The organism is Pseudomonas sp. MIL19, assembly GCF_028680365.1.
Lineage (GTDB): Bacteria > Pseudomonadota > Gammaproteobacteria > Pseudomonadales > Pseudomonadaceae > Aquipseudomonas > Aquipseudomonas spirodelae.
On sequence record NZ_JAPPVG010000008.1, the window covers coordinates 49,533 to 72,126 of the forward strand.

At 59.7% G+C, this 22,594-nt stretch carries 23 protein-coding genes; 9 read left to right on the forward strand and 14 right to left on the reverse strand.

Annotation, left to right across the window (positions count from 1 at the left end; all coding sequences use genetic code 11):
* Positions 1 to 93: 93 nt before the first annotated feature.
* Entirely contained in the window at positions 94 to 1,914 is a 1,821-nt protein-coding gene (gene typA, locus N1078_RS07700; RefSeq protein ID WP_274087622.1) for a translational GTPase TypA, read from the reverse strand.
* 156 nt (positions 1,915 to 2,070) lie between these two features.
* Positions 2,071 to 3,525, reverse strand: a complete 1,455-nt coding sequence (thiI, locus tag N1078_RS07705) for a tRNA uracil 4-sulfurtransferase ThiI (RefSeq protein ID WP_274087623.1) — start codon at positions 3,523 to 3,525, stop codon at positions 2,071 to 2,073.
* Between the two features lie 329 nt (positions 3,526 to 3,854).
* On the opposite strand from thiI, the gene glnA reads away from it, so the two are divergent.
* From glnA to ntrC, 5 genes are all read left to right on the forward strand, one after another.
* On the forward strand, positions 3,855 to 5,264 hold the full coding sequence (glnA, locus tag N1078_RS07710) for a type I glutamate--ammonia ligase (protein WP_274087624.1): 1,410 nt from the start codon (positions 3,855 to 3,857) through the stop codon (positions 5,262 to 5,264).
* A 185-nt stretch (positions 5,265 to 5,449) separates the two neighbouring features.
* Positions 5,450 to 6,013: a DUF4124 domain-containing protein gene (locus N1078_RS07715; protein WP_274087625.1), complete on the forward strand. Its 564-nt coding sequence runs from the start codon at positions 5,450 to 5,452 to the stop codon at positions 6,011 to 6,013.
* 3 nt (positions 6,014 to 6,016) lie between these two features.
* Positions 6,017 to 6,637 (forward strand): DUF4124 domain-containing protein, encoded by a 621-nt coding sequence (locus tag N1078_RS07720; protein ID WP_274087626.1) that lies wholly within the window; start codon positions 6,017 to 6,019, stop codon positions 6,635 to 6,637.
* Positions 6,638 to 6,844: 207 nt separating this feature from the next.
* A complete protein-coding gene (gene glnL, locus N1078_RS07725) occupies positions 6,845 to 7,930 on the forward strand; it encodes a nitrogen regulation protein NR(II) (protein ID WP_443218096.1) in 1,086 nt (361 codons plus the stop codon).
* Positions 7,927 to 9,360: a nitrogen regulation protein NR(I) gene (ntrC, locus tag N1078_RS07730; protein WP_274087627.1), complete on the forward strand. Its 1,434-nt coding sequence runs from the start codon at positions 7,927 to 7,929 to the stop codon at positions 9,358 to 9,360. The genes glnL and ntrC overlap by 4 nt, the downstream gene beginning before the upstream one ends.
* Before the next feature lie 289 nt (positions 9,361 to 9,649).
* On the opposite strand, the gene N1078_RS07735 is transcribed toward ntrC, so the two are convergent.
* The gene (locus N1078_RS07735; RefSeq protein WP_274087628.1) at positions 9,650 to 10,081 is read right to left on the reverse strand and encodes a hypothetical protein; all 432 of its coding nucleotides are present in this window, start codon (positions 10,079 to 10,081) and stop codon (positions 9,650 to 9,652) included.
* Between N1078_RS07735 and trmL the strand changes: the two genes are divergently transcribed.
* The gene (gene trmL / locus N1078_RS07740; protein ID WP_274087629.1) at positions 10,080 to 10,568 is read left to right on the forward strand and encodes a tRNA (uridine(34)/cytosine(34)/5-carboxymethylaminomethyluridine(34)-2'-O)-methyltransferase TrmL; all 489 of its coding nucleotides are present in this window, start codon (positions 10,080 to 10,082) and stop codon (positions 10,566 to 10,568) included. The two genes, N1078_RS07735 and trmL, sit on opposite strands and share 2 nt — an antisense overlap.
* Positions 10,569 to 10,633: 65 nt before the next feature.
* Here trmL and secB read toward each other — a convergent pair whose 3' ends face one another.
* The 3 genes from secB to N1078_RS07755 are packed head-to-tail and all read right to left on the reverse strand — an operon-like array spanning position 10,634 to position 11,830.
* Positions 10,634 to 11,119: a protein-export chaperone SecB gene (secB, locus tag N1078_RS07745; RefSeq protein WP_274087630.1), complete on the reverse strand. Its 486-nt coding sequence runs from the start codon at positions 11,117 to 11,119 to the stop codon at positions 10,634 to 10,636.
* 41 nt (positions 11,120 to 11,160) lie between these two features.
* Positions 11,161 to 11,415, reverse strand: coding sequence for a glutaredoxin 3 (gene grxC / locus N1078_RS07750; RefSeq protein ID WP_274087631.1), 255 nt, complete (start codon positions 11,413 to 11,415; stop codon positions 11,161 to 11,163).
* Position 11,416: 1 nt separating this feature from the next.
* Entirely contained in the window at positions 11,417 to 11,830 is a 414-nt protein-coding gene (locus tag N1078_RS07755) for a rhodanese-like domain-containing protein (RefSeq protein ID WP_274087632.1), read from the reverse strand.
* 143 nt (positions 11,831 to 11,973) lie between these two features.
* On the opposite strand from N1078_RS07755, the gene gpmI reads away from it, so the two are divergent.
* The 3 genes from gpmI to N1078_RS07770 all read left to right on the forward strand — a co-directional run bounded on the left by gpmI (position 11,974) and on the right by N1078_RS07770 (position 16,218).
* Positions 11,974 to 13,509 (forward strand): 2,3-bisphosphoglycerate-independent phosphoglycerate mutase, encoded by a 1,536-nt coding sequence (gene gpmI / locus N1078_RS07760; RefSeq protein WP_274087633.1) that lies wholly within the window; start codon positions 11,974 to 11,976, stop codon positions 13,507 to 13,509.
* A gap of 125 nt (positions 13,510 to 13,634) precedes the next feature.
* The gene (locus N1078_RS07765; protein ID WP_274087634.1) at positions 13,635 to 14,876 is read left to right on the forward strand and encodes a murein hydrolase activator EnvC family protein; all 1,242 of its coding nucleotides are present in this window, start codon (positions 13,635 to 13,637) and stop codon (positions 14,874 to 14,876) included.
* A gap of 40 nt (positions 14,877 to 14,916) precedes the next feature.
* Entirely contained in the window at positions 14,917 to 16,218 is a 1,302-nt protein-coding gene (locus N1078_RS07770) for a S41 family peptidase (protein ID WP_274087635.1), read from the forward strand.
* Between the two features lie 72 nt (positions 16,219 to 16,290).
* Here the strand turns inward: N1078_RS07770 and N1078_RS07775 are convergent, their stop codons facing one another.
* The 8 genes from N1078_RS07775 to hisB form a co-directional block, all read right to left on the reverse strand.
* On the reverse strand, positions 16,291 to 17,046 hold the full coding sequence (locus tag N1078_RS07775; RefSeq protein ID WP_274087636.1) for a substrate-binding periplasmic protein: 756 nt from the start codon (positions 17,044 to 17,046) through the stop codon (positions 16,291 to 16,293).
* 137 nt (positions 17,047 to 17,183) lie between these two features.
* Complete coding sequence (locus N1078_RS07780; protein WP_274087637.1) at positions 17,184 to 17,939, reverse strand: substrate-binding periplasmic protein; 756 nt, start codon at positions 17,937 to 17,939, stop codon at positions 17,184 to 17,186.
* Positions 17,940 to 18,303: 364 nt separating this feature from the next.
* A complete protein-coding gene (locus tag N1078_RS07785; RefSeq protein WP_274087638.1) occupies positions 18,304 to 19,260 on the reverse strand; it encodes a stealth family protein in 957 nt (318 codons plus the stop codon).
* 118 nt (positions 19,261 to 19,378) lie between these two features.
* Entirely contained in the window at positions 19,379 to 20,149 is a 771-nt protein-coding gene (hisF, locus tag N1078_RS07790; RefSeq protein WP_274087639.1) for an imidazole glycerol phosphate synthase subunit HisF, read from the reverse strand.
* Positions 20,150 to 20,261: 112 nt separating this feature from the next.
* Positions 20,262 to 20,999, reverse strand: coding sequence for a 1-(5-phosphoribosyl)-5-[(5-phosphoribosylamino)methylideneamino]imidazole-4-carboxamide isomerase (hisA, locus tag N1078_RS07795; protein ID WP_274087640.1), 738 nt, complete (start codon positions 20,997 to 20,999; stop codon positions 20,262 to 20,264).
* A 36-nt stretch (positions 21,000 to 21,035) separates the two neighbouring features.
* Positions 21,036 to 21,296, reverse strand: coding sequence for a DUF2164 domain-containing protein (locus N1078_RS07800; RefSeq protein ID WP_274087641.1), 261 nt, complete (start codon positions 21,294 to 21,296; stop codon positions 21,036 to 21,038).
* The gene (hisH, locus tag N1078_RS07805; RefSeq protein ID WP_274087642.1) at positions 21,297 to 21,935 is read right to left on the reverse strand and encodes an imidazole glycerol phosphate synthase subunit HisH; all 639 of its coding nucleotides are present in this window, start codon (positions 21,933 to 21,935) and stop codon (positions 21,297 to 21,299) included.
* On the reverse strand, positions 21,935 to 22,528 hold the full coding sequence (gene hisB / locus N1078_RS07810; RefSeq protein ID WP_274087643.1) for an imidazoleglycerol-phosphate dehydratase HisB: 594 nt from the start codon (positions 22,526 to 22,528) through the stop codon (positions 21,935 to 21,937). The genes hisH and hisB overlap by 1 nt, the downstream gene beginning before the upstream one ends.
* Positions 22,529 to 22,594: the final 66 nt, after the last annotated feature.

Genomic DNA, 22,594 nt, shown 5'->3' on the forward strand with positions numbered 1-22,594 from the left:
ACACCCTGATTCAGTGAGCAATTTTTTACCCACCCAAGAAAAAGCCCCCGCCGGCTCTCGCCGGCGGGGGCTTTTCAGTTAGCTAGAACTGGATCAGTTCTTGGCTTTCTTGGCAGCGCGGGTACGCTCGCCTTCGTCGAGGATCTTCTTACGCAGACGGATCGACTTCGGCGTCACTTCACACAGCTCGTCGTCCTGGATGAATTCCAGAGCCTGTTCCAGGGTGAAGCGAACAGGTGGAACCAGAGCGATGGTTTCGTCTTTACCCGAAGCACGCATGTTGTCGAGCTTCTTGCCCTTGGTAGGGTTAACGCCCATATCAGTATCACGGCTGTTCAGGCCGACGATCTGACCGTTGTAGATTTCCTGACCGTGCTCAACAAACAGCTTGCCGCGTGCTTGTAGGGTTTCCAGGGAGTAGGTCAGTGCCTTGCCGGTTTCAACCGAAACCAGTACGCCGTTCTGACGACCGGACATCTGGCCCGACTTCATGGTGTCGTAGCGATCGAAGATCGAGGTCAGGATGCCAGCACCGTTGGTCAGGGTCAGGAACTGGTTACGGAAACCGATCAGACCGCGCGCTGGGATGTTGTATTCCAGACGTACACGGCCTTTGCCATCCGGCACCATGTTGGTCAGGTCGCCTTTACGCAGGCCCATTTCTTCCATGACCTTGCCCTGGGATTCTTCCGGGGTGTCGATGGTGACGTTCTCGAACGGTTCCTGCTTCACGCCGTCGACTGTACGGATGATCACTTCCGGACGACCCACACCCATTTCGAAGCCTTCGCGACGCATGGTTTCGATCAGTACCGAGAGGTGCAGCTCACCACGGCCGGAGACCTTGAACTTGTCAGCGCTGTCGCCTTCTTCAACACGCAGGGCCACGTTGTACAACAGCTCTTTGTCCAGACGCTCTTTGATGTTACGGCTGGTGACGAACTTGCCTTCTTTACCGCAGAACGGCGAATCGTTGACCTGGAAGGTCATGGATACGGTTGGCTCGTCGACGGTCAGCGGGGTCATCGCCTCAACATGGTTGATGTCGCACAGGGTGTCGGAGATGAACAGCTGGTCCATACCGCTGACGCAAACGATGTCGCCGGCGCCTGCTTCTTCAACGTCTACACGGTGCAGGCCATGGTGACCCATCAGCTTGAGGATACGACCGTTACGCTTCTTACCGTCAGCGCCAATCGCCACAACTGGGGTGTTCGGCTTGACCTTGCCACGCGCAATACGGCCAACGCCGATGATGCCGAGGAAGCTGTTGTAGTCCAGTGCGGAGATTTGCATCTGGAACGGACCATCAACGTCAACCGCTGGGGCCGGCACGTTGTCGACGATGGACTGGTACAGCGGGTCCAAGTTCTCGCTCATTTCAGCGTGATCCAGGCCAGCAACACCGTTCAGTGCCGAGGCGTAGACGACTTTGAAGTCCAGCTGATCTTCGGTCGCGCCGAGGTTGTCGAACAGGTCGAATATCTGATCCAGAACCCAGTCAGGACGCGCACCCGGACGGTCAATCTTGTTGATCACGACGATCGGACGCAGGCCAGCTTCGAAGGCCTTTTTGGTCACGAAGCGGGTTTGCGGCATCGGGCCGTCTTGGGCGTCAACCACCAGCAGCACGGAGTCAACCATCGACATCACGCGCTCTACTTCGCCACCGAAGTCGGCGTGGCCGGGGGTGTCAACGATGTTGATGTGGTAGCCACCCCAGTTGATCGCGGTGTTCTTGGCCAGAATGGTAATGCCGCGCTCTTTTTCCTGGTCGTTGCTGTCCATCACGCGCTCGTCGTTGAGCTCGCTGCGTTCCAGGGTGCCGGATTGACGCAGCAGGGCGTCAACCAGGGTGGTCTTACCATGGTCAACGTGGGCAATGATGGCGATGTTGCGTAGTTTCTCGATCACGTGTGTATCTCAATCAGAGGATTCGGTGTGCCGCCTAGTGTAGGCGGCGAGTATTAACTAAATGCGATTTCTGCTCGGCGGCGTAAAAGCCTGCTTCACGCCGCCGGTATGTCGGGAGGGCGATGGCGAATGCTACCGCCATTCAACCCAGGCGTCTTATGTCGGACGATAAACGCGCACATTGGCATGCCCCTCGCTCAACAGGTGATGGGCATGCAAACGGCTCATGACGCCCTTATCGCAATACAGCAGGTATTGCCGCGCGTCATCCAGCTCTTTAAAGCGGCTGTTCAACGCATAGAAGGGCAGCGTTTGCACCTCTATACCGGGCAGTTCGAGCGGATGCTCTTCGGCATTATCCGGGTGACGGATATCGATGATGACCTGGCCGGCCAGCGCTTCGCTAACCTCCTCAACCTTAACGTCCTTGCCCAGCTCGTCGATCACTTTATCGATCGGCAGCAAGGTCGCGCGCTCTAGGGCGCGGTCGAGGACCGCCATGTCGAACTGACCTTCTTCATGCTCGACCCGCGGCTTCTTTGCCCGGGTGGTCGGGTTGACCGAAATCACCCCGCAGTATTCCGGCATGTGCTTGGCAAATTCGGCGGTGCCGATCTGCGTGGCGGTGTCGATGATGTCTTGTTTATGGCTGGCCAGCAGCGGACGCAGCACCAGCATATCGGTGGCCGAGTCGATTACCGCAAGGTTGGTCAAGGTCTGGCTGGAAACTTGGGAGATCGCCTCACCGGTCACCAGCGCCTCAATCTGCAGGCGCTCAGCCATGCGTGTAGCCGCGCGCAGCATCATGCGCTTGAGGATCACGCCCATGTGGCTGTTATCGACTTTACCGAGAATCTCGCCCAGCACTTCCTCAAATGGCACGCTAATAAACAGCACGCGCTGCGAGCTGCCGTACTTTTGCCAGAGGTAGTGCGCCACTTCCATCACGCCCAGCTCGTGAGCACGACCGCCGAGGTTAAAGAAGCAGAAATGCGTGACCAGGCCGCGGCGCATCATCTGGTAGGCGGCAACAGTGGAGTCGAAACCACCGCTCATCAACACCAGGCTCTGCTCCAGCGAACCCAGTGGATAACCGCCCAAACCTTGGTGCTGGTGATGAATCACGAACAGGCGCTGGTCGCGGATTTCCATGCGCACCACAACGTCGGGGTCTTTCAGCGAGATACCGGCCGCACCACACTGCTGACGCAACTGGCTGCCAACATAGCGCTCGATATCCATGGAGCTGAACGCATGTTTACCGGCACGCTTGCAGCGTACGGCGAAGATTTTGCCCGGCAGCTGATCGGCGAAGTGCTGTTTGCACTTTGCCAGCACGTCATCGAAGTCACCCAGCGGGTATTCATCGACCTGCAAAAAATGCGTGATACCCGGCGTGCAGCTCAGGCGTTCGATCATCGCCTGCAGGGTTTTCGGCTCACTGATCTGGGTTTCGACTTCCAGGTTGTCCCACACACCACTGACCTGCAGCTGTGGATCGAACTCACGCAAAACCGATCGAATATTCTTCGCCAGCTGCCGGATAAAGTGCTTACGCACCGGCCGACTTTTAATGGTGATTTCTGGGAAGACTTTAACGATCAGTTTCATGAAAACTATGAGTGCCGAGGCTGCGAAAAAACAGGGGCGCGGATTATAGCGGAAATTGCTCACGCTTTGATCAAAAATCCTCACCGAGACAAATCGCGCACCATAAAAGAGCACAAAGAAAATAAGGTGCATTTAAATGGTGCAAATAATACTACCGAAAGGCCGCTCAGCCCCCGCCACCCCTGAGTTTCAAGGCTCGCATCCATTTCCGTGCACTGGCATGCAATTTGCTCCCTTGTGAGGCAGGGTACGCCGACGGACTATGCCGGCGCGCCGTACCATATTATTGAGGGGCTCAGCATTCGAGCCTTAGCCACCTGGAGGACAGCATGTCGAAGTCGATTCAACTTATTAAAGAACACGACGTGAAGTGGGTTGACCTGCGCTTCACTGACATTCGCGGCAAGCAGCACCACATCAGCATGCCAGCACGCGACGCACTGGACGAAGACTTCTTCGAAGTCGGCAAGATGTTCGACGGCTCCTCCATCGAAGGCTGGAAAGGCATCGAAGCATCCGACATGATTCTGCTGCCGGATGACAACTCCGCGGTACTGGACCCATTCACCGAAGAGCCGACTCTGATCCTGGTGTGCGACGTGATTGAGCCGTCGACCATGCAGGGCTACGAGCGCGACCCACGCGCCATCGCCAAGCGTGCCGAAGAGTTCCTGAAAACCACCGGCATCGGCGACACCGTATTTGTTGGCCCGGAGCCAGAGTTCTTTATTTTCGACTCGGTTAAGTACAAGTCGGATATGTCGGGCTCGATGTTCAAGATTTTCTCCGAGCAGGCTTCGTGGAACAGCGACGCTGACAACGATGGCCGCCAGGGCAACAACGGTCACCGCATAGGCGTGAAAGGCGGCTACCTGCCGACTCCGCCAGCTGACTCGGATCACGAAATCCGTACCGCCATGTGCAACGCTCTGGAAGAAATGGGCCAGATCGTTGAAGTGCACCACCACGAAGTGGCAGCCGGGCAAAACGAAATCGGGGTGAAATTCAACACTCTGGTTGCCAAAGCTGACGAAGTGCAGACCCTCAAGTACTGCGTACACAACGTTGCTGAAGCCTACGGCCGTACCGCCACCTTCATGCCGAAGCCACTTTACGGCGACAACGGTTCGGGCATGCACGTACACATGTCCATCGCCAAAGATGGCAAGAACACCTTCGCGGGTGAAGGCTATGCCGGTCTGTCCGACACTGCCCTGTACTTCGTTGGCGGCATCATCAAGCACGGTAAGGCGCTGAACGCCTTGACCAACCCGGCTACCAACTCCTACAAGCGTCTGGTACCAGGCTTCGAAGCGCCGGTCATGCTGGCCTACTCGGCCCGTAACCGTTCCGCATCGATCCGTATTCCTTACGTCGCCAGCCCACGCGGCCGTCGTATCGAAGCACGCTTCCCGGACCCGGCTGCCAACCCGTACCTGTGCTTCGCGGCACTGCTGATGGCAGGTATCGACGGTATCCAGAACAAGATCCACCCTGGCGATGCAGCCGACAAGAACCTCTACGACCTGCCACCAGAAGAGTCCAAGCTGATCCCGCAAGTGTGCGGCAGCCTGAAAGAAGCACTGGAAGCACTGGAAGCCGACCACGACTTCCTGCTCAAGGGCAACGTCTTCACCAAGGACTTCCTGGAATCCTTCACCGAGCTGAAATCGGAAGAAGAAATCAAGGTTCGCACCTTCGTACACCCGCTGGAATACGACCTGTACTACAGCGTCTAACACCGCACGCCACACAAAAGGCCACCTTCGGGTGGCCTTTTTGCATATCTATTCTGCCTACTGCCAAGCACCCAGCGCCTTTAAGCCCGATGTTTTCTGCGCCGGTATACGCCACACCATCTGCGCGCTTGCCAGGGCGTCTAAGCAGTGCAACGCTTAGGGCACATTAACTGGGAGAGTCCGGCATGCGCCCTCTACTCATCTGCCTACTGCTGGGCCTGGCTTTACCGGCCAATGCACAGATCTACAAATACACCGACGCCAATGGCAACACGGTATTCACCGACCAGCCGCCAGAGGGCCAAGCGGCAGAAAGTATCGCGCTACCCGCCACCAATAGCGTGTCGATGCCGGCGCCCAGCGTTCCAGCTGCACCGCCAACCGACAACGCCCTTGAAAAGGCTGCACCCTACAGCACCCTAGAGTTGACGGGGCTACCCACGGATGAGGCCATGCGCGCCAACAATGGCACCTTCAGCGTCGGTGTGACGATAGAGCCGCGCCTGGCCAATAACCACCGCCTGCGTCTACTGCTCGATGGCAAGCCCTATGGCCAGCCGAGCAACGTGCCGCGCCTGCAAGTCATCAATGCCGATCGCGGCGAGCACAGCATGGCCGTGGAAGTACTTAGTGGCGAGCAGTCGATCCAGCAAAGCGCCACCACAACCTTTACCGTGCAGCGGGTCAACACCAGCAGCCCGGCCCTGCGACCGCCAGCACCCACGCCAAAACCCAAACCGGCACCCTAACCTATGCGCAACCTGTTGTTCTGCAGCCTGATGCTGCTGGCCCTGCCCTCCCTGGCGCAGGTCTACACCTATATAGACGCCGAAGGAAATCGGGTTTTCACCGACAAACCCAAGTCGGGCAATGCCGAGCGCGTCGAGTTGGCGCCCAGCAACTCAATGCCGGCAATCCAGACACCCAGCGTCACCCAGGTTGTCAGCGCACCACCAGAACCGGCGCAGCGTTACAGCCTGCTGCGCATTCTGGTGCCGCAGCCCGACGCCACCATCCGCGACAGCGCCGGCAACCTGATAGTCAGCATCAACAGCGAGCCCGGCCTGTTTGCGCAGCACAGCTATCGCCTGCTACTGGACGGCCAACCCGTGGGCGAAGTGGGCAGCAGCCCGGTGTTCCCGCTGGAGAATATCGACCGCGGCACCCATCAACTGGCGGTGGAAGTCATTGACCAGGCAGGTCGCATCATCGAGCGCACGCCCACGCAACCCTTCCATATGCAGCGCATTTCCCTGGCGCAGAAGCGCAAGGTCAATCCCTGCAAGAAAGCGGATTACGGCGTACGCCCGGAATGCCCGCTTAAGGACAAGCCACCGGAAAAGAAAGACATCCCCTTCGTTCCGTTCATCTAACCACCACAGCGCACCAAACCAGTGCGCATATTGCCCGGCATTTCTATACTCTCCCTGTTTTGGGTCGCGTCATACGGCCCCGCTGCGCTGAAAAGCAGCTAATTTCCGGCATCCCACGGCCAAACACGCTTCTTTTCGGGGCTTTGGTTTGCTTCTTGCATTTTCCAGCTGCATTGCTGGAACCCAAGGGTCTGCTGACATCCCACTATGATCATCAATGACGCACTGCATCGCCTGCTCCTGGACAACCTGACCACTGCCACGCTGCTGCTCAACGACGACCTGCGCCTTGAGTACATGAACCCGGCAGCGGAGATGCTCCTCGCCGTCAGCGGCCAGCGCAGCCATGGCCAGTTCATCAGTGAGCTGTTTACCGAGTCCAGCGAAGCACTGAGTGCGCTGCGCCAGTCCGTGCAACACGCACATCCGTTCAACAAACGCGAAGCCGTGCTGACCTCGGTTAATGGCCAGACGTTGACCGTCGACTACGCCGTGACCCCGGTCCTCAGCCGCGGTGAAACCCTGCTGCTGCTTGAAGTGCACCCGCGCGACCGCCTGCTGCGTATCACCAAGGAAGAGGCGCAGCTGTCAAAGCAGGAAACTACCAAAATGCTGGTGCGCGGCTTGGCCCATGAAATCAAGAACCCCCTCGGCGGCATCCGCGGCGCCGCGCAGTTACTGGCCCGCCAACTGCCCGAAGAGAGCCTCAAGGATTACACCAATGTGATCATCGAGGAGGCCGACCGCCTACGTAACCTGGTCGACCGCATGCTCGGTTCGAACAAGCTGCCCTCGCTGGCCATGACCAATGTGCATGAAGTACTAGAGCGCGTATGCAGCCTGGTGGAAGCCGAGAGCCAAGGCAGCATCATTTTGGTGCGTGACTACGACCCGAGCATTCCGGATGTGCTGATCGACCGCGAGCAGATGATCCAGGCGGTGCTGAATATCGTACGCAACGCCATGCAGGCACTCGCCGCGCAGAGCGACCTGCGCCTGGGGCGCATTACCTTGCGCACCCGCACATTGCGCCAGTTCACCATTGGCCATTGCCGCCATCGCCTGGTAACCAAAATCGAAATTATCGATAACGGCCCCGGCATCCCCGCCGAACTGCAAGAAACCATCTTCTACCCCATGGTCAGCGGGCGTGCCGACGGCACCGGGCTGGGCCTGGCCATTACCCAGAACATCATTAGCCAGCACCAAGGCCTGATCGAGTGCGAGAGCCATCCTGGCCATACCGTGTTCTCGATCTTCCTGCCTCTGGAACAAGGAGTAACGCCGTCATGAGCAGCAGTGAAACCGTCTGGATTGTCGATGACGACCGCTCTATCCGCTGGGTCCTGGAAAAGGCTCTGCAACAGGAAGGCATGACCACCCAGAGTTTTGACAGCGCCGACGGCGTCCTCAGCCGCCTGACCCGGCAGCAGCCCGATGTCATCCTCTCCGATATCCGCATGCCCGGCGCCAGTGGCCTTGAGCTGCTGGCGCGCATTCGTGAGATGCACCCGCGCCTGCCGGTGATCATCATGACCGCGCACTCCGACCTCGACAGCGCCGTGGCCTCCTATCAGGGCGGGGCGTTTGAATACCTACCCAAGCCATTCGACGTTGACGAAGCCGTCGCCCTGGTCAAGCGCGCCAACCAGCACGCCCAGGAGCAGCAAGGTCTTAGCGTACCGATCGAGCAGCCGCCCACGCCGGAGATCATCGGTGAAGCACCGGCGATGCAGGAGGTGTTCCGCGCCATCGGCCGCCTCTCACATTCCAATATCACCGTATTGATTAACGGTGAGTCCGGCACGGGTAAGGAGCTGGTTGCTCACGCCCTGCACCGCCACAGCCCGCGGGCAGCCTCACCGTTTATCGCCCTGAACATGGCGGCGATCCCCAAAGACCTCATGGAGTCCGAGCTGTTCGGCCATGAAAAAGGTGCCTTTACCGGAGCGGCCAATCAACGTCGCGGGCGCTTCGAGCAGGCCGACGGCGGCACCCTGTTTCTCGACGAAATCGGCGACATGCCGGCCGACACGCAAACCCGCCTGCTGCGCGTACTGGCGGACGGCGAGTTCTACCGGGTCGGTGGCCACACCCCGGTCAAGGTGGATGTGCGTATCATTGCCGCCACCCACCAGAACCTGGAAATACTGGTGCAAGCCGGCAAGTTCCGCGAAGACCTGTTCCACCGCCTCAACGTGATTCGCATCCACATCCCACGCCTGTCTGATCGCCGTGAAGATATCCCCACCCTGGCGCGGCATTTTCTTAGCCGCGCCGCGCTGGAACTGGCCGTTGAACCAAAACTGCTGAAAAGTGAAACCGAAAACTACCTGGCGCAGCTCCCTTGGCCGGGTAACGTGCGCCAACTGGAAAACACCTGCCGCTGGATTACCGTCATGGCCTCAGGCCGTGAAGTGCATGTCGGCGACCTACCGCCCGAGCTGCTCAGCCAGCCACAGGAAAACGCTCCGGCCAGCAGCTGGGAACAGGGTTTGCGGCAGTGGGCGGAGCAGGCACTGGGCCGCGGCCAATCCAACCTGCTGGATACGGCAGTGCCGGCCTTTGAGCGGATCATGATCGAAACCGCACTCAAGCACACCGCCGGCCGCCGCCGCGACGCGGCCGTACTGCTGGGCTGGGGGCGCAACACCCTGACGCGCAAGATCAAAGAGCTGGGCATGAATGTCGACAGCAGTGATGACGAGGACGGCGACGACTGAATCGCCGCCACGCCGCGCACCATACAAACGGGCCCATTACAGGGCCCGTTTTCATTACGTCGTCACTTACACCCAGCGTGCATCAAAGCAATGCACGCGCACCGCTGCGCTGCACAGCGGCGGTTCAACCACCAGCCCCCGCACGCTGCACAAGCCGCCCTATGTCACCTTAAACCCAGCATTTACAGGGCCTGCAGCCAACGTAATAAAACTGGCACACAGTCTGCATAGACTCATGCAATCCCAGTTTCGGGGACCTTGGTACAGGCAGGCCGGGGAATCCCCTCTTTTATTGCTCCACCAGGCTGACCAGCAGCCGCCAGCGCCCGTCCACCTCTTCAGCGCGCCACTCGCCGCGCAAAGGACGGGCAGCCAGCACTCGCAACAGCAAATCCTTTCTTTCACGCTGCAACCGCCAATTGGCCAAGCGCCCCTGCACCTGTAACTGGCCTTGTTGTTCGCGGCCAAAACTCTCTAGCCGCAGGATAAAAACACCTCCCGCATGCTCTTCGCGCGGCACCGGTTCGACGTTGAACCACAGCTCAAGCCCCTGCTCACGCACTTCAACGCGCTCCAACCAGAGCGGGTCTGGCTGGAAAAGCCGGCCGATCATCAAACCGATCAAAAAGCCAAATAGCGCCAACGAACCGATCACCCGCACCCACGGACGTGGCCGCGGGTCTGTAGAATGCTGCTCGCCTTCAAGCTCGGAGCCGCGCATGTTTCACGTCATCCTTTTTCAACCGGAAATTCCACCGAATACCGGCAACATTATCAGGCTCTGCGCCAACAGCGGCTGCCACCTGCACCTGATCGAACCCCTGGGCTTCGACCTGGATGACAAACGCCTGCGTCGCGCCGGCCTGGACTATCACGAATACGCCACACTGCAGCGCCACGCCGACCTAGCCAGCTGCCTGGCAAGCCTCGGTCAGCCGCGTGTATTCGCGTTCACCACCAAGGGCTCGCAACCCTTCCATCAGGTCAGCTATCAACCCGGCGACGCCTTCCTGTTCGGCCCGGAAAGCCGCGGCCTACCCCAGGAGGTGCGCGACAGCCTGCCCCCCGAGCAACGCGTGCGCCTGCCAATGCGCGACGGCTGCCGCAGCCTCAACCTGTCCAATACTGTTGCCGTGGCGGTGTACGAGGCCTGGCGCCAGCATGAGTTCGCCATGCCCGAGGCGATTACCGCAACGTCGCAGGAATAGACCGCCTTATTTTGACTGCCAATAAAAAAGCGCCCTCAGGCGCTTTTTTATTGCATGGCAGCGGCTCAGTGAGCAACGGCAGGCGCAGCGGCCTGCTGCATGCGCTGCAGCTCTTGCGCGTACAGCGCATCGAAGTTCACCGGGGCCAGCATCAGCGCCGGGAAAGAACCCCGCACTACCAGGCTGTCCAGCGTCTCGCGGGCATACGGGAAGAGGATGTTCGGGCAGAACGCACCGAGGGTATGGCTCATCGAGGCGGCGTCCAAACCCTGGATCAGGAAGATCCCGGCCTGCTGCACTTCGGCAATAAACGCCGTCTCTTCACCGTTTTTCACGGTTACCGAGAGCGTCAGCACCACTTCGTGGAAGTCACCGTCCAAGGACTTCTGGCGAGTGTTGAGGTCCATGGCGACGCTCGGCGTCCACTCCTGGCGGAAAATCTCCGGGCTCTTCGGCGCTTCAAAGGACAGGTCACGCACGTAGATGCGCTGCAGGGAGAATTGCGGGTTCTGTTCGCCCTGAGCGGCGCCGTTGCTAGCTTGTTCTGTCATGGCAAAGCCTTCTTGTCGTTAGGTACGGATAAACAGGGGAGTTAAACCTTGAGCAGCGCGTCGAGCTTGCCGGCGCGCTCCAGGGCATACAGGTCATCGCAGCCGCCCACATGGGTGGTGCCAATCCAGATTTGCGGCACCGAGGTCTGCCGTGCCTTGCGGGTCATTTCCGCACGCACATCCGGCTGACCGTCGACCTTGATCTCTTCGAACGCCACGCCCTTTTTCGCCAACAGCTGCTTGGCGCGGGTGCAATACGGGCACCAATCGCTGGAGTAGATGACGACAGGCTGCATCTCACTTCACCAGCGGCAGGTTGTCGCCACGCCAGCTGGCAATGCCACCTGACAGTTTGGCGGCAGTGAAACCGGCCTTTTTCAGGTCACGGCAAACCGTGCCGGCATGCTGACCCATGGCGTCGACCACGATCAGCGTCTTGGCCTTGTGCTTGTCCAGCTCAACCATACGACCGGCCAGCTTTTCGTAAGGGATATTCAGCGCACCGACGATATGCCCGGCAGAAAAATCCTTCTGCGCGCGAATATCCAGCACCAAGCCCTGCTCGCTGTTAACCAGCGCAGTCAGCTCGCGGCTGCTCAGGCTCTGCCCGCCCTTACGCGCTTCGGTGAAGATCAGCAGTGCAAGCACGGTCACAAACAACCCGCTCAGTACGTAGTGAGTAGTGGCAAATTCAATCAAGTTGGCGAGCATTGTGCGGTTCCGGGGCGGTAAAATGTCGGCCAGTATACACAGCCACACAGACCGGCCAAACCCCGCCCGACGGTGACGTTTGCTACACATGGCCGTAAAATGCCCAGCCTTTATTCGCCCCTCACGCAGAGCGAGCCTGCTTTATGAGCGCCACGCCCAAACCCTTGGTACTGATCATCCTCGATGGCTTCGGCCACAGTGACAGCCCCGAATCCAACGCCATCATGGCGGCCAACACGCCGGTCTACGACCATCTGCGCGCCACCCAAGCCCATGGTCTGATCTCCGGCTCAGGCATGGATGTCGGCCTGCCGGACGGCCAGATGGGCAATTCCGAGGTCGGTCATATGAACCTCGGCGCGGGCCGCGTGGTGTATCAGGACTTCACCCGGGTGACCAAAGCCATCCGCGATGGCGAGTTCTTCGCGAACCCAACCATCACCACGGCGGTGGACACAGCCGTTAGCGCCGGCAAGGCCGTGCACATCCTCGGTTTGCTCTCCGAAGGCGGCGTGCACAGCCATCAGGACCACCTGGTGGCCATGGCTGAGCTGGCCGCCCAGCGCGGTGCAGAGAAAATCTACCTGCATGCGTTTCTCGACGGCCGCGACACCCCGCCGCGCAGTGCGCAACCGTCCATAGAGCTGCTCGATGCGGCTTTCGCCAAACTGGGCAAGGGCCGCATCGCCAGCCTGATCGGCCGCTACTTTGCCATGGACCGCGACAATCGCTGGGACCGTGTCGAGCAAGCCTATCAACTGCTGGTCGACGGCAACGGCCAGTTCAATGCGACCACTGCCGTCGAGGGCCTGAACGCAGCGTATGCCCGCGATGAAAGCGACGAGTTCGTCAAAGCCACCACCATCGGCGAGCCGGTGCAGATGGTAGACGGCGACGCCGTGGTGTTTATGAACTTCCGCGCCGACCGCGCCCGCGAACTGACCCGCGCCTTTGTCGAGCCGGGCTTCAAGGAATTTGAACGCCCGCGTGTACCGCAGCTGGCCGACTTCGTCATGCTCACCCAATACGCGGCAAGCATCCCGGCACCCAGCGCCTACAAGCCAGAAGCGCTGACCAACGTACTCGGCGAATACCTGGCGAATAACGGCAAAACCCAATTGCGCATTGCCGAAACCGAGAAGTACGCCCACGTCACCTTCTTCTTCTCCGGCGGCCGTGAAGAACCCTTTGCCGGCGAAGAACGCATCCTGATTCCCTCGCCGAACGTCGCCACCTACGACCTGCAGCCGCAGATGAGCGCGCCGGAAGTCACCGACAAGATCGTCGATGCCATCGAAAATCAGCGCTACGACGTGATCATCGTCAACTACGCTAACGGCGACATGGTCGGCCACACGGGCGTGTTCGCCGCTGCCGTAGCCGCCGTGGAATGCCTGGACAGCTGCGTAGGCCGCATCGTCGCGGCGCTGGACAAGGTTGGTGGTGAAGCGCTGATCACCGCCGACCATGGCAACGTCGAGCAAATGGCCGATGAGAGCACCGGTCAGGCCCACACCGCTCACACCTGCGAACCGGTACCGTTTATCTACGTCGGCAAACGCCCGGCGACTATCCGCACGGGCGGCGTGCTGGCCGATGTGGCGCCGACCCTGCTGACCCTGATGGGCCTGCCAGTACCCGCGGAAATGACCGGCACCAGCATTGTCGAACTCAAATAACCCTGTACTCCGCAGGCCAGGTGCAACGCCTGGCCTGTGGGCTATCGCAACGTGACGTTGACCATGGCTCCAAGCCATTTTTTAGGCATACTAGGCAGGTTCTTCATTCAGGTGCTGCCAGCCCCATGTTTCGTGCCCTCGCTCTTATTTTCCTGACCCTACTGCTGACGCCTGCGATTGCCGACGAGAAGAGCGATGCGCAGAAAAAACTGGACGCCGCCCGCGCCGATATCAGCGAGCTCAAGCAACTGCTGGAGAAGCTGCAGCTGGAGAAATCTGGCGTGCAGAAAGACCTGAAAAAAACCGAAAGCGAAATGGGCCAGCTAGAAAAGCAGGTCAACGGTTTGCAGCAGGACCTGAAAAACAGCGAAGAGGAAATCCAGCGCCTCGATAACGAGAAAAAAAAACTCCAGGGCGCACGCCTTGAGCAACAACGCCTGATCGGTATTCAGGCCCGCGCCGCCTACCAGAGCGGCCGCCAGGAGTACGTCAAGCTGCTGCTCAACCAGCAAAACCCGGAAAAATTCTCGCGCACCCTGACCTACTACGATTACCTCAGCGAAGCGCGCATGGAACAACTCACCGCCTTCAATGAAACCCTGCGCCAGCTCGCCAATGTCGAGTTGGACATCGTCAACCAGCAAACAACGCTGCTCGAACAGAAAAGCGCCCTGGATGGACGCCGCGAACAACTCGCCAGCGTGCGCAAAGAACGTCAGCTGGCCCTGGCCAAACTGAGCAAGGAGTTCTCTGCCCGCGACCAGAAGCTCAAAGCCCGCCAGCAGGAACAAGCCAACCTGGCGCGGGTGCTGAAAACCATCGAAGCCACCCTCGCCCGCCAGGCTCGCGAAGCTGAAGCCGCGCGCCAGCAAGCCCTGCTCGCCGAACGCGAAGAACCGCGCAGTAGCACTAATCCCGCGCCGACGGGTCCATTGGTGAGTTCCGGCGCCAGCTTCGGCGGGCCATTCGCCAAAGCCCGCGGCAAGCTGCCCTGGCCGGTCAATGGTCGCCTTGTGGCCCGCTACGGCACGCCTCGCGGCGGTGATGCGCGCACCAAATGGGACGGCGTACTGATCGGCGCCACTGCCGGCAGCCAGGTGCATGCGGTGCATGGCGGGCGCGTAGTCTTTGCCGACTGGTTGCGCGGGGCCGGGCTTCTGGTCATTCTCGACCATGGCAACGGTTACTTGAGCCTCTATGGGCACAACCAAAGCCTGCTCAAAGACGCCGGTGACGTGGTCAAAGCCGGCGAAGCCATCTCCACCGTAGGCAACAGCGGCGGCCAAGATAGCTCGGCGCTGTATTTCGCAATTCGCCAGCAGGGTCGCCCGATTGATCCCGCACAATGGTGCCGCGCACAAGGATAAGTGCCGCGTTTATCGATTCTGGACCAGGAGTACGTTCAACATGCCGCATCTGTTCCGCCTCACCGCCCTCGCACTGGCTTTTACCCTGCTGGGCAGTACTGCCGCCTTCGCCGCACCGGCCGCAGCCCCAGCAACCGCCAATGACAGCGCGCCCTTGCCGCTGGACGAGCTGCGCACCTTTGCCGAGGTAATGGACCGCATCAAATCGGCCTATGTCGAGCCCGTCAGCGACAAGACCCTGCTGGAAAACGCCATCAAGGGCATGCTCAGCAACCTTGATCCGCACTCGGCGTACCTGGAGCCTGAGGCCTTCCGCGACCTGCAGGAAAGCACCAGCGGCGAATTCGGCGGCCTGGGCATCGAGCTCGGCAGCGAAGATGGCTTTCTCAAGGTGGTGTCGCCGATTGATGACACCCCCGCGTCTGCCGCCGGCATCCAACCCGGCGACCTGATTGTGAAAATTAACGGCCAGCCGACCAAAGGCCTGTCGCTGATGGAAGCGGTCGAGAAAATGCGCGGTAAAGCCGGCACAGATATCGAGCTGACCCTGCTACGCGAGGGAGGCAAACCCTTCGATGTCGAGCTGACGCGCGCAGTGATCAAGGTCAAGAGCGTGAAAAGCCAGCTGCTTGACGACGGTTACGGCTACATCCGCATCACCCAATTCCAAGTCAACAGCGGTGAAGAAGTCGGCAAAGCGCTGGCCAAGCTGCGCAAGGACAACGGCAAGAAGCTGCGCGGCCTGGTACTCGACTTGCGCAACAACCCCGGCGGCGTGCTGCAAGCCGCCGTGGAGGTTACCGACCACTTCCTCAAGAAAGGCCTGATCGTCTATACCGAAGGCCGCATCGCCAACTCCGAGCTGCGCTTCAACGCCGATCCGGCCGACGCCAGCGAAGGCGTACCGCTGGTGGTGCTGATCAATGGCGGCAGCGCCTCCGCCTCGGAAATTGTTGCCGGCGCCCTGCAGGATCACAAACGCGCCGTACTGATGGGCACCGACAGCTTCGGTAAAGGCTCAGTGCAAACCGTGCTCCCGCTGAACAATGACCGCGCCCTGAAGCTCACTACAGCGCTGTACTTCACCCCCAACGGCCGCTCAATTCAGGCCCAGGGCATCATCCCCGACATCGAGGTGGCACGTGCCAAGCTGACCCGCGAGCAGGCCGAGAGCGGCATCAAAGAAGCCGACCTGCAAGGCCACCTGGGCAACGGCAACGGCGGCGCAGATAAACCGAGCAAGAGCAAGACGCCGGCCAAAGCCAACCCGCAGGATGACGATTACCAACTGAGCCAGGCATTGAATTTGCTCAAAGGCCTGAACGTCACCCGCGGCGACTAAAGCCGCCAGGCAAGCACAAAAAAGCCCGGACTTGAGCCATCAAGTCCGGGCTTTTTTAATAGCGATCAGGCACTACAGGTAGTTATTGGTCATCTCGTCGACAAAGCCTTCAGCCCGCAGCTCGTCCAAGGCCTTTTGCAGGCGCTGCACCACTTCATCGGGGGTGTCTTTGTTCAGTGCCAGATACAGCTCTGCTTCGTTGAAGCGCAGCGCAGTATTCAAGCCACTGACGCCTTCCTGCTTGGCCAGGTAACGCCCAACCGGGTCAGTGGTGGCCCACAGGTCGATCTTACCGCTGAGCAGCTTTTTGATATTTTCCTGATCGCGCAGGGCGTTGTTCGGCGCCAAACCCTGGCTTTCCAAGTGCTGGCTGACGGCGTCGTTCTTGTATGCGCCAATCTGGTACTGCGCGGCGTCCTTAAGGTTGGTAACGCTGAGGTTATTCCCCGGCGCCGCTAACAGCACCCAACCGGTCTTGGCCAGCGGCCCGACCCACTTGAACAGCGGCTGGCGCTCAGGCGTGAAGGTGGTGGAGAACAGGCCGTAGTTGGGCTTATCCAGGGTCAGGCGATAGAGGCGATCCCAGGGAAAGCGCAAGGTCAGGGTGTAATTGATGCCGGCACGCTTGAACATCGCCCGGACGATCTCGGCGCTGATACCGTCAATGCCATCATCGCGGGCAAAGTTCTTGTCATCCACGGCCATATTGAACGGCGGGAAGTTCTCGGTCAGCAGCACCACTTTGTAATCATCTGGCAGCTCTGCGCGGGCTGCGCATGCGCTCAGCGCCAGGCCTAACAACAGGCCGGTTTTCAGGGTTCTCAACATAGGTCATTCCGCTCGCATGAATTGTGATTATGGCTAGCGGCATCCCTGCTCGGGCGCGGGCCCGGCGACGTAGGGTACTTGGCGTCAACCATCCTTGGTCGCGGACCGGCTTGTGACCGACCCGCCGGTTTTGCGCATTACAAGTAGTTGTTCAGAATATCGTCGACAAAGCCTTCGCTGCGCATCTTGTCCAGCTCGGCTTGCAGTTTCTGCACCACTTCATCTGGCACCTCTTTGTTTAGCGCCAAATACAGCTCGGCGCTGTCGAAGCGCAGAATAGTTTTCAGACCGGAAATGCCTTCCTGCTTGGCCAGGTAACGGCCGGCAGGGTCGCCCGTGGCCCACAGGTCAATCTGGCCAGCCATCAGCTTCTTGGCATTTTCTGTATCACGCAAGGCCGTGACCGGCTCCAGGCCTTTTTCCGCCAGGTGCTGCGCAATGGCGTCGCCCTTGTAGGCACCTATCTGGTACTGCTTGGCGTCTTCCAGGCTGGTTAGGGTAATGGGGCTATCGGCCTTGCCAAGCAGCACCCAGTCATCGGGGCCAATCGGCCCGACCCATTTAAACAGCGCCTCGCGGTCAGGCAGACGCGCGGTCACGAACACACCATAGCCGGGCTTTTCCAGCGCCAATTTGTAGATGCGATCCCAAGGGAAGCGCAGAGTCATGTTGTAGTGAATACCGGCACGTTTGAACATCTCACGGACAATATCCACCGCAATACCATCAATATTGTCTTCTTGCGCAAAGTTCTTGCCGTTGATCGCCATGTTGTACGGCGGGAAGTTCTCGGTCAGCAGGACCATGCGGTAATTCGGGTCGATTTCCGCCCGAGCACTGCCCGCGAGCACCATAACAGTGCCGGCAAGAGCGGCGAGTAGTTGCTTCAACATGACGTCTCACTTCGTTAGTAGGCCGGAGCTGCAAACGTACTCGGCCAAGTTGGCTTAACCCCGCCTGCAGTAAACCCAGGCACGGGTACATATTCGCTTTGCGTGGATGGCGCCTCGCTCGCGTTAAGTGCTCATTTTGAGCACTGCTGCTGCACATCGCCAGAGGCCGGTGGCCAGGGCAAATAACTACAGCGAACCGCACGCAAACAGGCCGATTTTAGCGAGACAGTCGACATTTAGCTGTCGACTACCCCGCAGCAGTGGTCAGCAGGTCTGCCAACCACGCGGCTTAATGCACTGGAGCAGACGACAACTGCCGGCCGCCATACCGGTCTAGGGCCGAACGCAGCAAGCGGTTAGCGGCTTAGGCATGCACCGAGGCGAGGCCACCTGCAGACTCAAAGTCACTGGGCCGAGGGAAAAGCTCTGAGCGGATCCGGTCTAGCTTGTCGCGCATTGTTGCGACGTCTGAGCGGTCGTCCGTTGTGTCGTTGATGCAGATACACAGGTGACGCCCGAGCGAGTCCAGCAGCGACGCGACCCGGTCATGCTCAACATCATCGGTGAACAGGTAGCGGCACTGCTCCCAGCCAATGTCAGCTCTGCCATGGGTTGCACACCAGTCGAGGTACAGGTTAGCCAGAATGCTCTGGCCAGTACGGCGCCTGAATTTCTCCTGACGAACCTCATCGAAGATTTCGGGGTGCGCCGCTTCAAGCTCCATCATCCAGCTCTTACGAATGCCTTTGGGCGCGTGCTCAGGGATAAATGCGATGCTCGATGCGCCATAGGTTGTTTGCATCCAATGCCGCGCGTTACTGGCATCGTTATGGCCCGACAGCTGTAGATCGGCATCACCGGTTGGGATGGGCTCTCGGGTTAAAAACACCATCGCGCCAACCGCGCTGAAAAAGTCTGCGGGCTTAACAGGCCGGGTCAGCATTTGATCGTCGTTGAATGAAACGAAATGCTCAGCCAAGTCGGGAATATGATGCAGCGCCGACTCGATCGCCCGGGATGAGAATGTCGGCAGGTAGCGCGCATCCAGAATCTGCGAATGATCAACGATGTGCAGCCGAGGGTGCTCCGCGATGAAGCTTGGCACTTGCTGATCGGTGACAATAAAGATGTTGCCGTCTATGCCCCAGAACTGTTCCATCGAGCGAAGCAAAAACAATAAATCGTCGTTATCTCGATAGCGTCCCTCGCCGTTGGCAAAGGGCAGCAGGTCGCGCTGTGGTTCACCCGAGTGATATTCGCGTTTGGCCCGCCAATTAGCGTCACCTCCATCAACCCACGTGATAACGGCATCAACTTGCATGTCTAATCCAGCTCTGATTCAGGGCAACTACAACAATCGTCATATGCGCACGGCTGAAAGTATGAAGCGCTGCACCCTGCGCACAAGGTAGCAGCGCTACTGCCCTGCCAGCGGCGGCTTAACGTACGACGATGCCGCGGCTAGCCATATAGGCCTTGGCTTCCGGCACGGTGTATTCGCCAAAATGGAAAATGCTCGCGGCCAGTACCGCAGCCGCCTTACCTTCGATAATGCCGTCGGCCAGGTGCTGCAGGTTGCCGACGCCGCCGGAGGCAATTACCGGGATGCCAACCATCTCGCTAATGGCGCGGGTCACACCCAGGTCGTAGCCGCTCTTTACGCCGTCCTGATCCATGCTGGTCAGCAGGATCTCGCCGGCGCCGAGGTCTTCCATTTTCTTCGCCCAGAGCACCGCATCCAAACCGGTCGGCTTGCGCCCGCCGTGGGTGAAGATCTCCCAGCGCGGGGTTTCACCCGGCTTAGAAACGCGCTTGGCATCAATCGCCACGACGATGCACTGCGAGCCGAAGCGCGAAGCGGCTTCGCCAACAAACTCCGGGGTGAACACCGCTGCCGTGTTGATCGAGACTTTATCGGCACCGGCATTCAGCAGGTTACGAATGTCCATTACGGTGCGCACGCCGCCACCGACGGTCAGCGGGATAAACACCTGGCTGGCCATGCGCTCGACGGTGTGCAGGGTGGTGTCGCGGCCGTCGACGCTGGCGGTGATGTCGAGGAAGGTAATCTCGTCGGCACCTTGCTCGTCATAGCGCCGGGCGATTTCCACCGGGTCGCCAGCATCGCGGATGTTCTCGAACTGCACGCCCTTGACCACGCGACCGTTGTCGACGTCGAGACAGGGAATAATGCGTTTTGCCAGTGCCATAACGATGCTCTCGTTGGATGGGGCGGGCGGCGTTCCGCTGAGCGCAGCGATACCCATCGATAAAGTGGTTGGCGATGGGTTACGCCGCTGCGCGGCTAACCCATCCTACGGCTTAGCCCTTGAAGGAATCGCAGAAGGCTTGAGCTTCAGCCACATCCAGGGTGCCTTCATAGATAGCGCGGCCGGTGATCGCACCGATAATGCCAGGCGAGCGCGCCAGCAGCAGCTTCTCGATATCACTCAGGTTGTGGATGCCGCCCGAGGCGATCACCGGAATGCGGCTCGCCGCCGCCAGGGCCGCAGTGGCCTCGACGTTACAGCCCTGCATCATGCCGTCTTTGGCGATGTCGGTATAAACGATGGCGCTCACACCGTCGGCCTCAAACCGCTTAGCCAAATCAGTGGCCTGCACGGTGGACACTTCGGCCCAGCCGTCGGTGGCGACGAAGCCGTCTTTGGCGTCGAGACCGACAATCACCTTGCCCGGGAAGGCTTTGCAGGCATCGGTGACGAACTGTGGATCTTTCACCGCCTTGGTGCCGATGATCACGTAGCTGACCCCCGCACGCACGTAGTGCTCGATGGTTTCCAGTGTGCGGATGCCACCGCCAATCTGGATCGGCAGGTGCGGGTAACGCTTGGCGATGGCCGTCACCACCTCACCATTAACCGGCTGACCTTCAAAGGCACCGTTGAGGTCGACCAGGTGCAGACGACGGCAACCGCCCTCCACCCACTTGGCGGCCATGCTCACCGGGTCATCGGAAAACACCGTGGAGTCTTCCATGCGGCCCTGGCGCAAGCGCACGCAGGCGCCGTCCTTCAAATCGATCGCGGGGATAATCAGCATCGGTTGAACCTGCTCAAGTCGTGTGAATTCGGTGGGTCAGCTCTTTTCGAGTGCCCAGAGGTCGCTTTCGATGCTCTCGAACCGTTCTTTCAGGTGAGTCTGCACATCGAAAATCGCCCGATTGTAATAATGCGGCGCAATTTCTCGGCTAAACAGTTCGAGTATTTCAGCCACCTCGAAACTGCCCAGCTCCAGCTCAAAACGCTCAGCCATAAAGCGCTTGAGTACCTGGCAGGCGTCACGCTCCTGCTCGGTGCTCAAGGTCATGATTGGCGGCTTAAGCTTGGCCCTGGCCATTTACCAGCGACCATCCCAGGCGGCGAAGTTCTGCAGCAACTGCAGGCCATGGGTGTGGCTCTTTTCCGGGTGAAACTGCACGGCAAAACGCGAGCCGTCGGCCAGCGCCGCGGCGAAATCCTTGCCGTAATGCCCGCGCCCGACCACCTGCTTGGGGTTGCCGGCTTCGATGTAGTAACTGTGCACGAAGTAGAAGCGCGCCAGGTCCGGGATGTTGTGCCACAGCGGGTGTTTCACCGCCTGCGCCACTTCATTCCAGCCCATGTGCGGGACCTTCAGCGGCTCGCCATCCTCAACCATATCCTTGCCGAAGAAGCGCACCTTGCCGGGAAACAGGCCGATGCAATCAACGCCGGCGTTCTCCTCGCTGTGCTCCAGCAAGGCTTGCATGCCTACGCAAATGCCGAGAAACGGCCGATCCGCGCTGACTTCACGCACCAGGCTGTCGAAGCCCAGGCGCTTGATCTCGGCCATGCAGTCGCGGATCGCGCCCACGCCGGGGAACACCACGCGATCCGCCTCACGAATCACTGCGGCATCGCTGGTGACCAGCACCTTGCCGGCCCCGACGTGCTCAAGTGCCTTGGCCACCGAGTGCAAGTTGCCCATGCCGTAGTCGATGACGGCAACCGTTTGCATCAGAGCACGCCCTTGGTCGACGGCATTTGCCCGGCCATGCGCGGGTCCAGCTCAACCGCCATGCGCAGCGCGCGACCGAAGGCTTTGAACACCGTCTCGATCTGGTGGTGGGTGTTGGTGCCACGCAGGTTATCGATGTGCACGCTGACCAGCGCGTGGTTAACGAAACCCTGGAAGAATTCCTGGAACAAGTCGACATCGAAGCCGCCCACCACTGCACGGGTGAACGGTACGTGCATCTGCAGGCCCGGACGGCCGGAGAAGTCGATCACCACGCGTGACAGCGCTTCATCCAGCGGCACGTAGGAATGGCCGTAGCGGGTCATGCCTTTTTTGTCGCCGATGGCCTTGGTGAACGCCTGGCCGAGGGTGATACCCACGTCTTCCACGGTGTGGTGGTCGTCGATATGCAGGTCGCCCTTGCACTGGATATCCAGGTCGATCAGGCCATGCCGGGCAATCTGATCAAGCATGTGTTCAAGGAACGGCACGCCAATATCAAACTTGGCTTTGCCCGTACCATCCAGGTTGATCGAGACCTTGATTTGGGTCTCCAGGGTATTGCGCTCGACAGATGCCGTACGCTCGATCATCACCAGCTCCACAAAGTCGTTGTGCCAAAGGGCGGCCATTATAGGCCGATAAGCACACAACCTTGA

Bases quoted from the DNA above. Each gene is read 5' to 3' on its own strand.
- hisF (WP_274087639.1), bottom strand. From the start codon at position 20,149: ATGGCACTGGCAAAACGCATTATTCCCTGTCTCGACGTCGACAACGGT.
- glnL (WP_443218096.1), top strand. From the start codon at position 6,845: ATGATCATCAATGACGCACTGCATCGCCTGCTCCTGGACAACCTGACC.
- secB (WP_274087630.1), bottom strand. From the start codon at position 11,119: ATGACAGAACAAGCTAGCAACGGCGCCGCTCAGGGCGAACAGAACCCG.
- gpmI (WP_274087633.1), top strand. From the start codon at position 11,974: ATGAGCGCCACGCCCAAACCCTTGGTACTGATCATCCTCGATGGCTTC.
- hisB (WP_274087643.1), bottom strand. From the start codon at position 22,528: ATGATCGAGCGTACGGCATCTGTCGAGCGCAATACCCTGGAGACCCAA.
- N1078_RS07800 (WP_274087641.1), bottom strand. From the start codon at position 21,296: ATGGCCAGGGCCAAGCTTAAGCCGCCAATCATGACCTTGAGCACCGAG.
- hisH (WP_274087642.1), bottom strand. From the start codon at position 21,935: ATGCAAACGGTTGCCGTCATCGACTACGGCATGGGCAACTTGCACTCG.
- N1078_RS07780 (WP_274087637.1), bottom strand. From the start codon at position 17,939: ATGTTGAAGCAACTACTCGCCGCTCTTGCCGGCACTGTTATGGTGCTC.
- hisA (WP_274087640.1), bottom strand. From the start codon at position 20,999: ATGCTGATTATCCCCGCGATCGATTTGAAGGACGGCGCCTGCGTGCGC.
- N1078_RS07755 (WP_274087632.1), bottom strand. From the start codon at position 11,830: ATGCTCGCCAACTTGATTGAATTTGCCACTACTCACTACGTACTGAGC.
- N1078_RS07785 (WP_274087638.1), bottom strand. From the start codon at position 19,260: ATGCAAGTTGATGCCGTTATCACGTGGGTTGATGGAGGTGACGCTAAT.
- N1078_RS07765 (WP_274087634.1), top strand. From the start codon at position 13,635: ATGTTTCGTGCCCTCGCTCTTATTTTCCTGACCCTACTGCTGACGCCT.
- N1078_RS07720 (WP_274087626.1), top strand. From the start codon at position 6,017: ATGCGCAACCTGTTGTTCTGCAGCCTGATGCTGCTGGCCCTGCCCTCC.
- thiI (WP_274087623.1), bottom strand. From the start codon at position 3,525: ATGAAACTGATCGTTAAAGTCTTCCCAGAAATCACCATTAAAAGTCGG.
- ntrC (WP_274087627.1), top strand. From the start codon at position 7,927: ATGAGCAGCAGTGAAACCGTCTGGATTGTCGATGACGACCGCTCTATC.
- N1078_RS07715 (WP_274087625.1), top strand. From the start codon at position 5,450: ATGCGCCCTCTACTCATCTGCCTACTGCTGGGCCTGGCTTTACCGGCC.
- glnA (WP_274087624.1), top strand. From the start codon at position 3,855: ATGTCGAAGTCGATTCAACTTATTAAAGAACACGACGTGAAGTGGGTT.
- grxC (WP_274087631.1), bottom strand. From the start codon at position 11,415: ATGCAGCCTGTCGTCATCTACTCCAGCGATTGGTGCCCGTATTGCACC.
- N1078_RS07775 (WP_274087636.1), bottom strand. From the start codon at position 17,046: ATGTTGAGAACCCTGAAAACCGGCCTGTTGTTAGGCCTGGCGCTGAGC.
- N1078_RS07770 (WP_274087635.1), top strand. From the start codon at position 14,917: ATGCCGCATCTGTTCCGCCTCACCGCCCTCGCACTGGCTTTTACCCTG.
- N1078_RS07735 (WP_274087628.1), bottom strand. From the start codon at position 10,081: ATGCGCGGCTCCGAGCTTGAAGGCGAGCAGCATTCTACAGACCCGCGG.
- trmL (WP_274087629.1), top strand. From the start codon at position 10,080: ATGTTTCACGTCATCCTTTTTCAACCGGAAATTCCACCGAATACCGGC.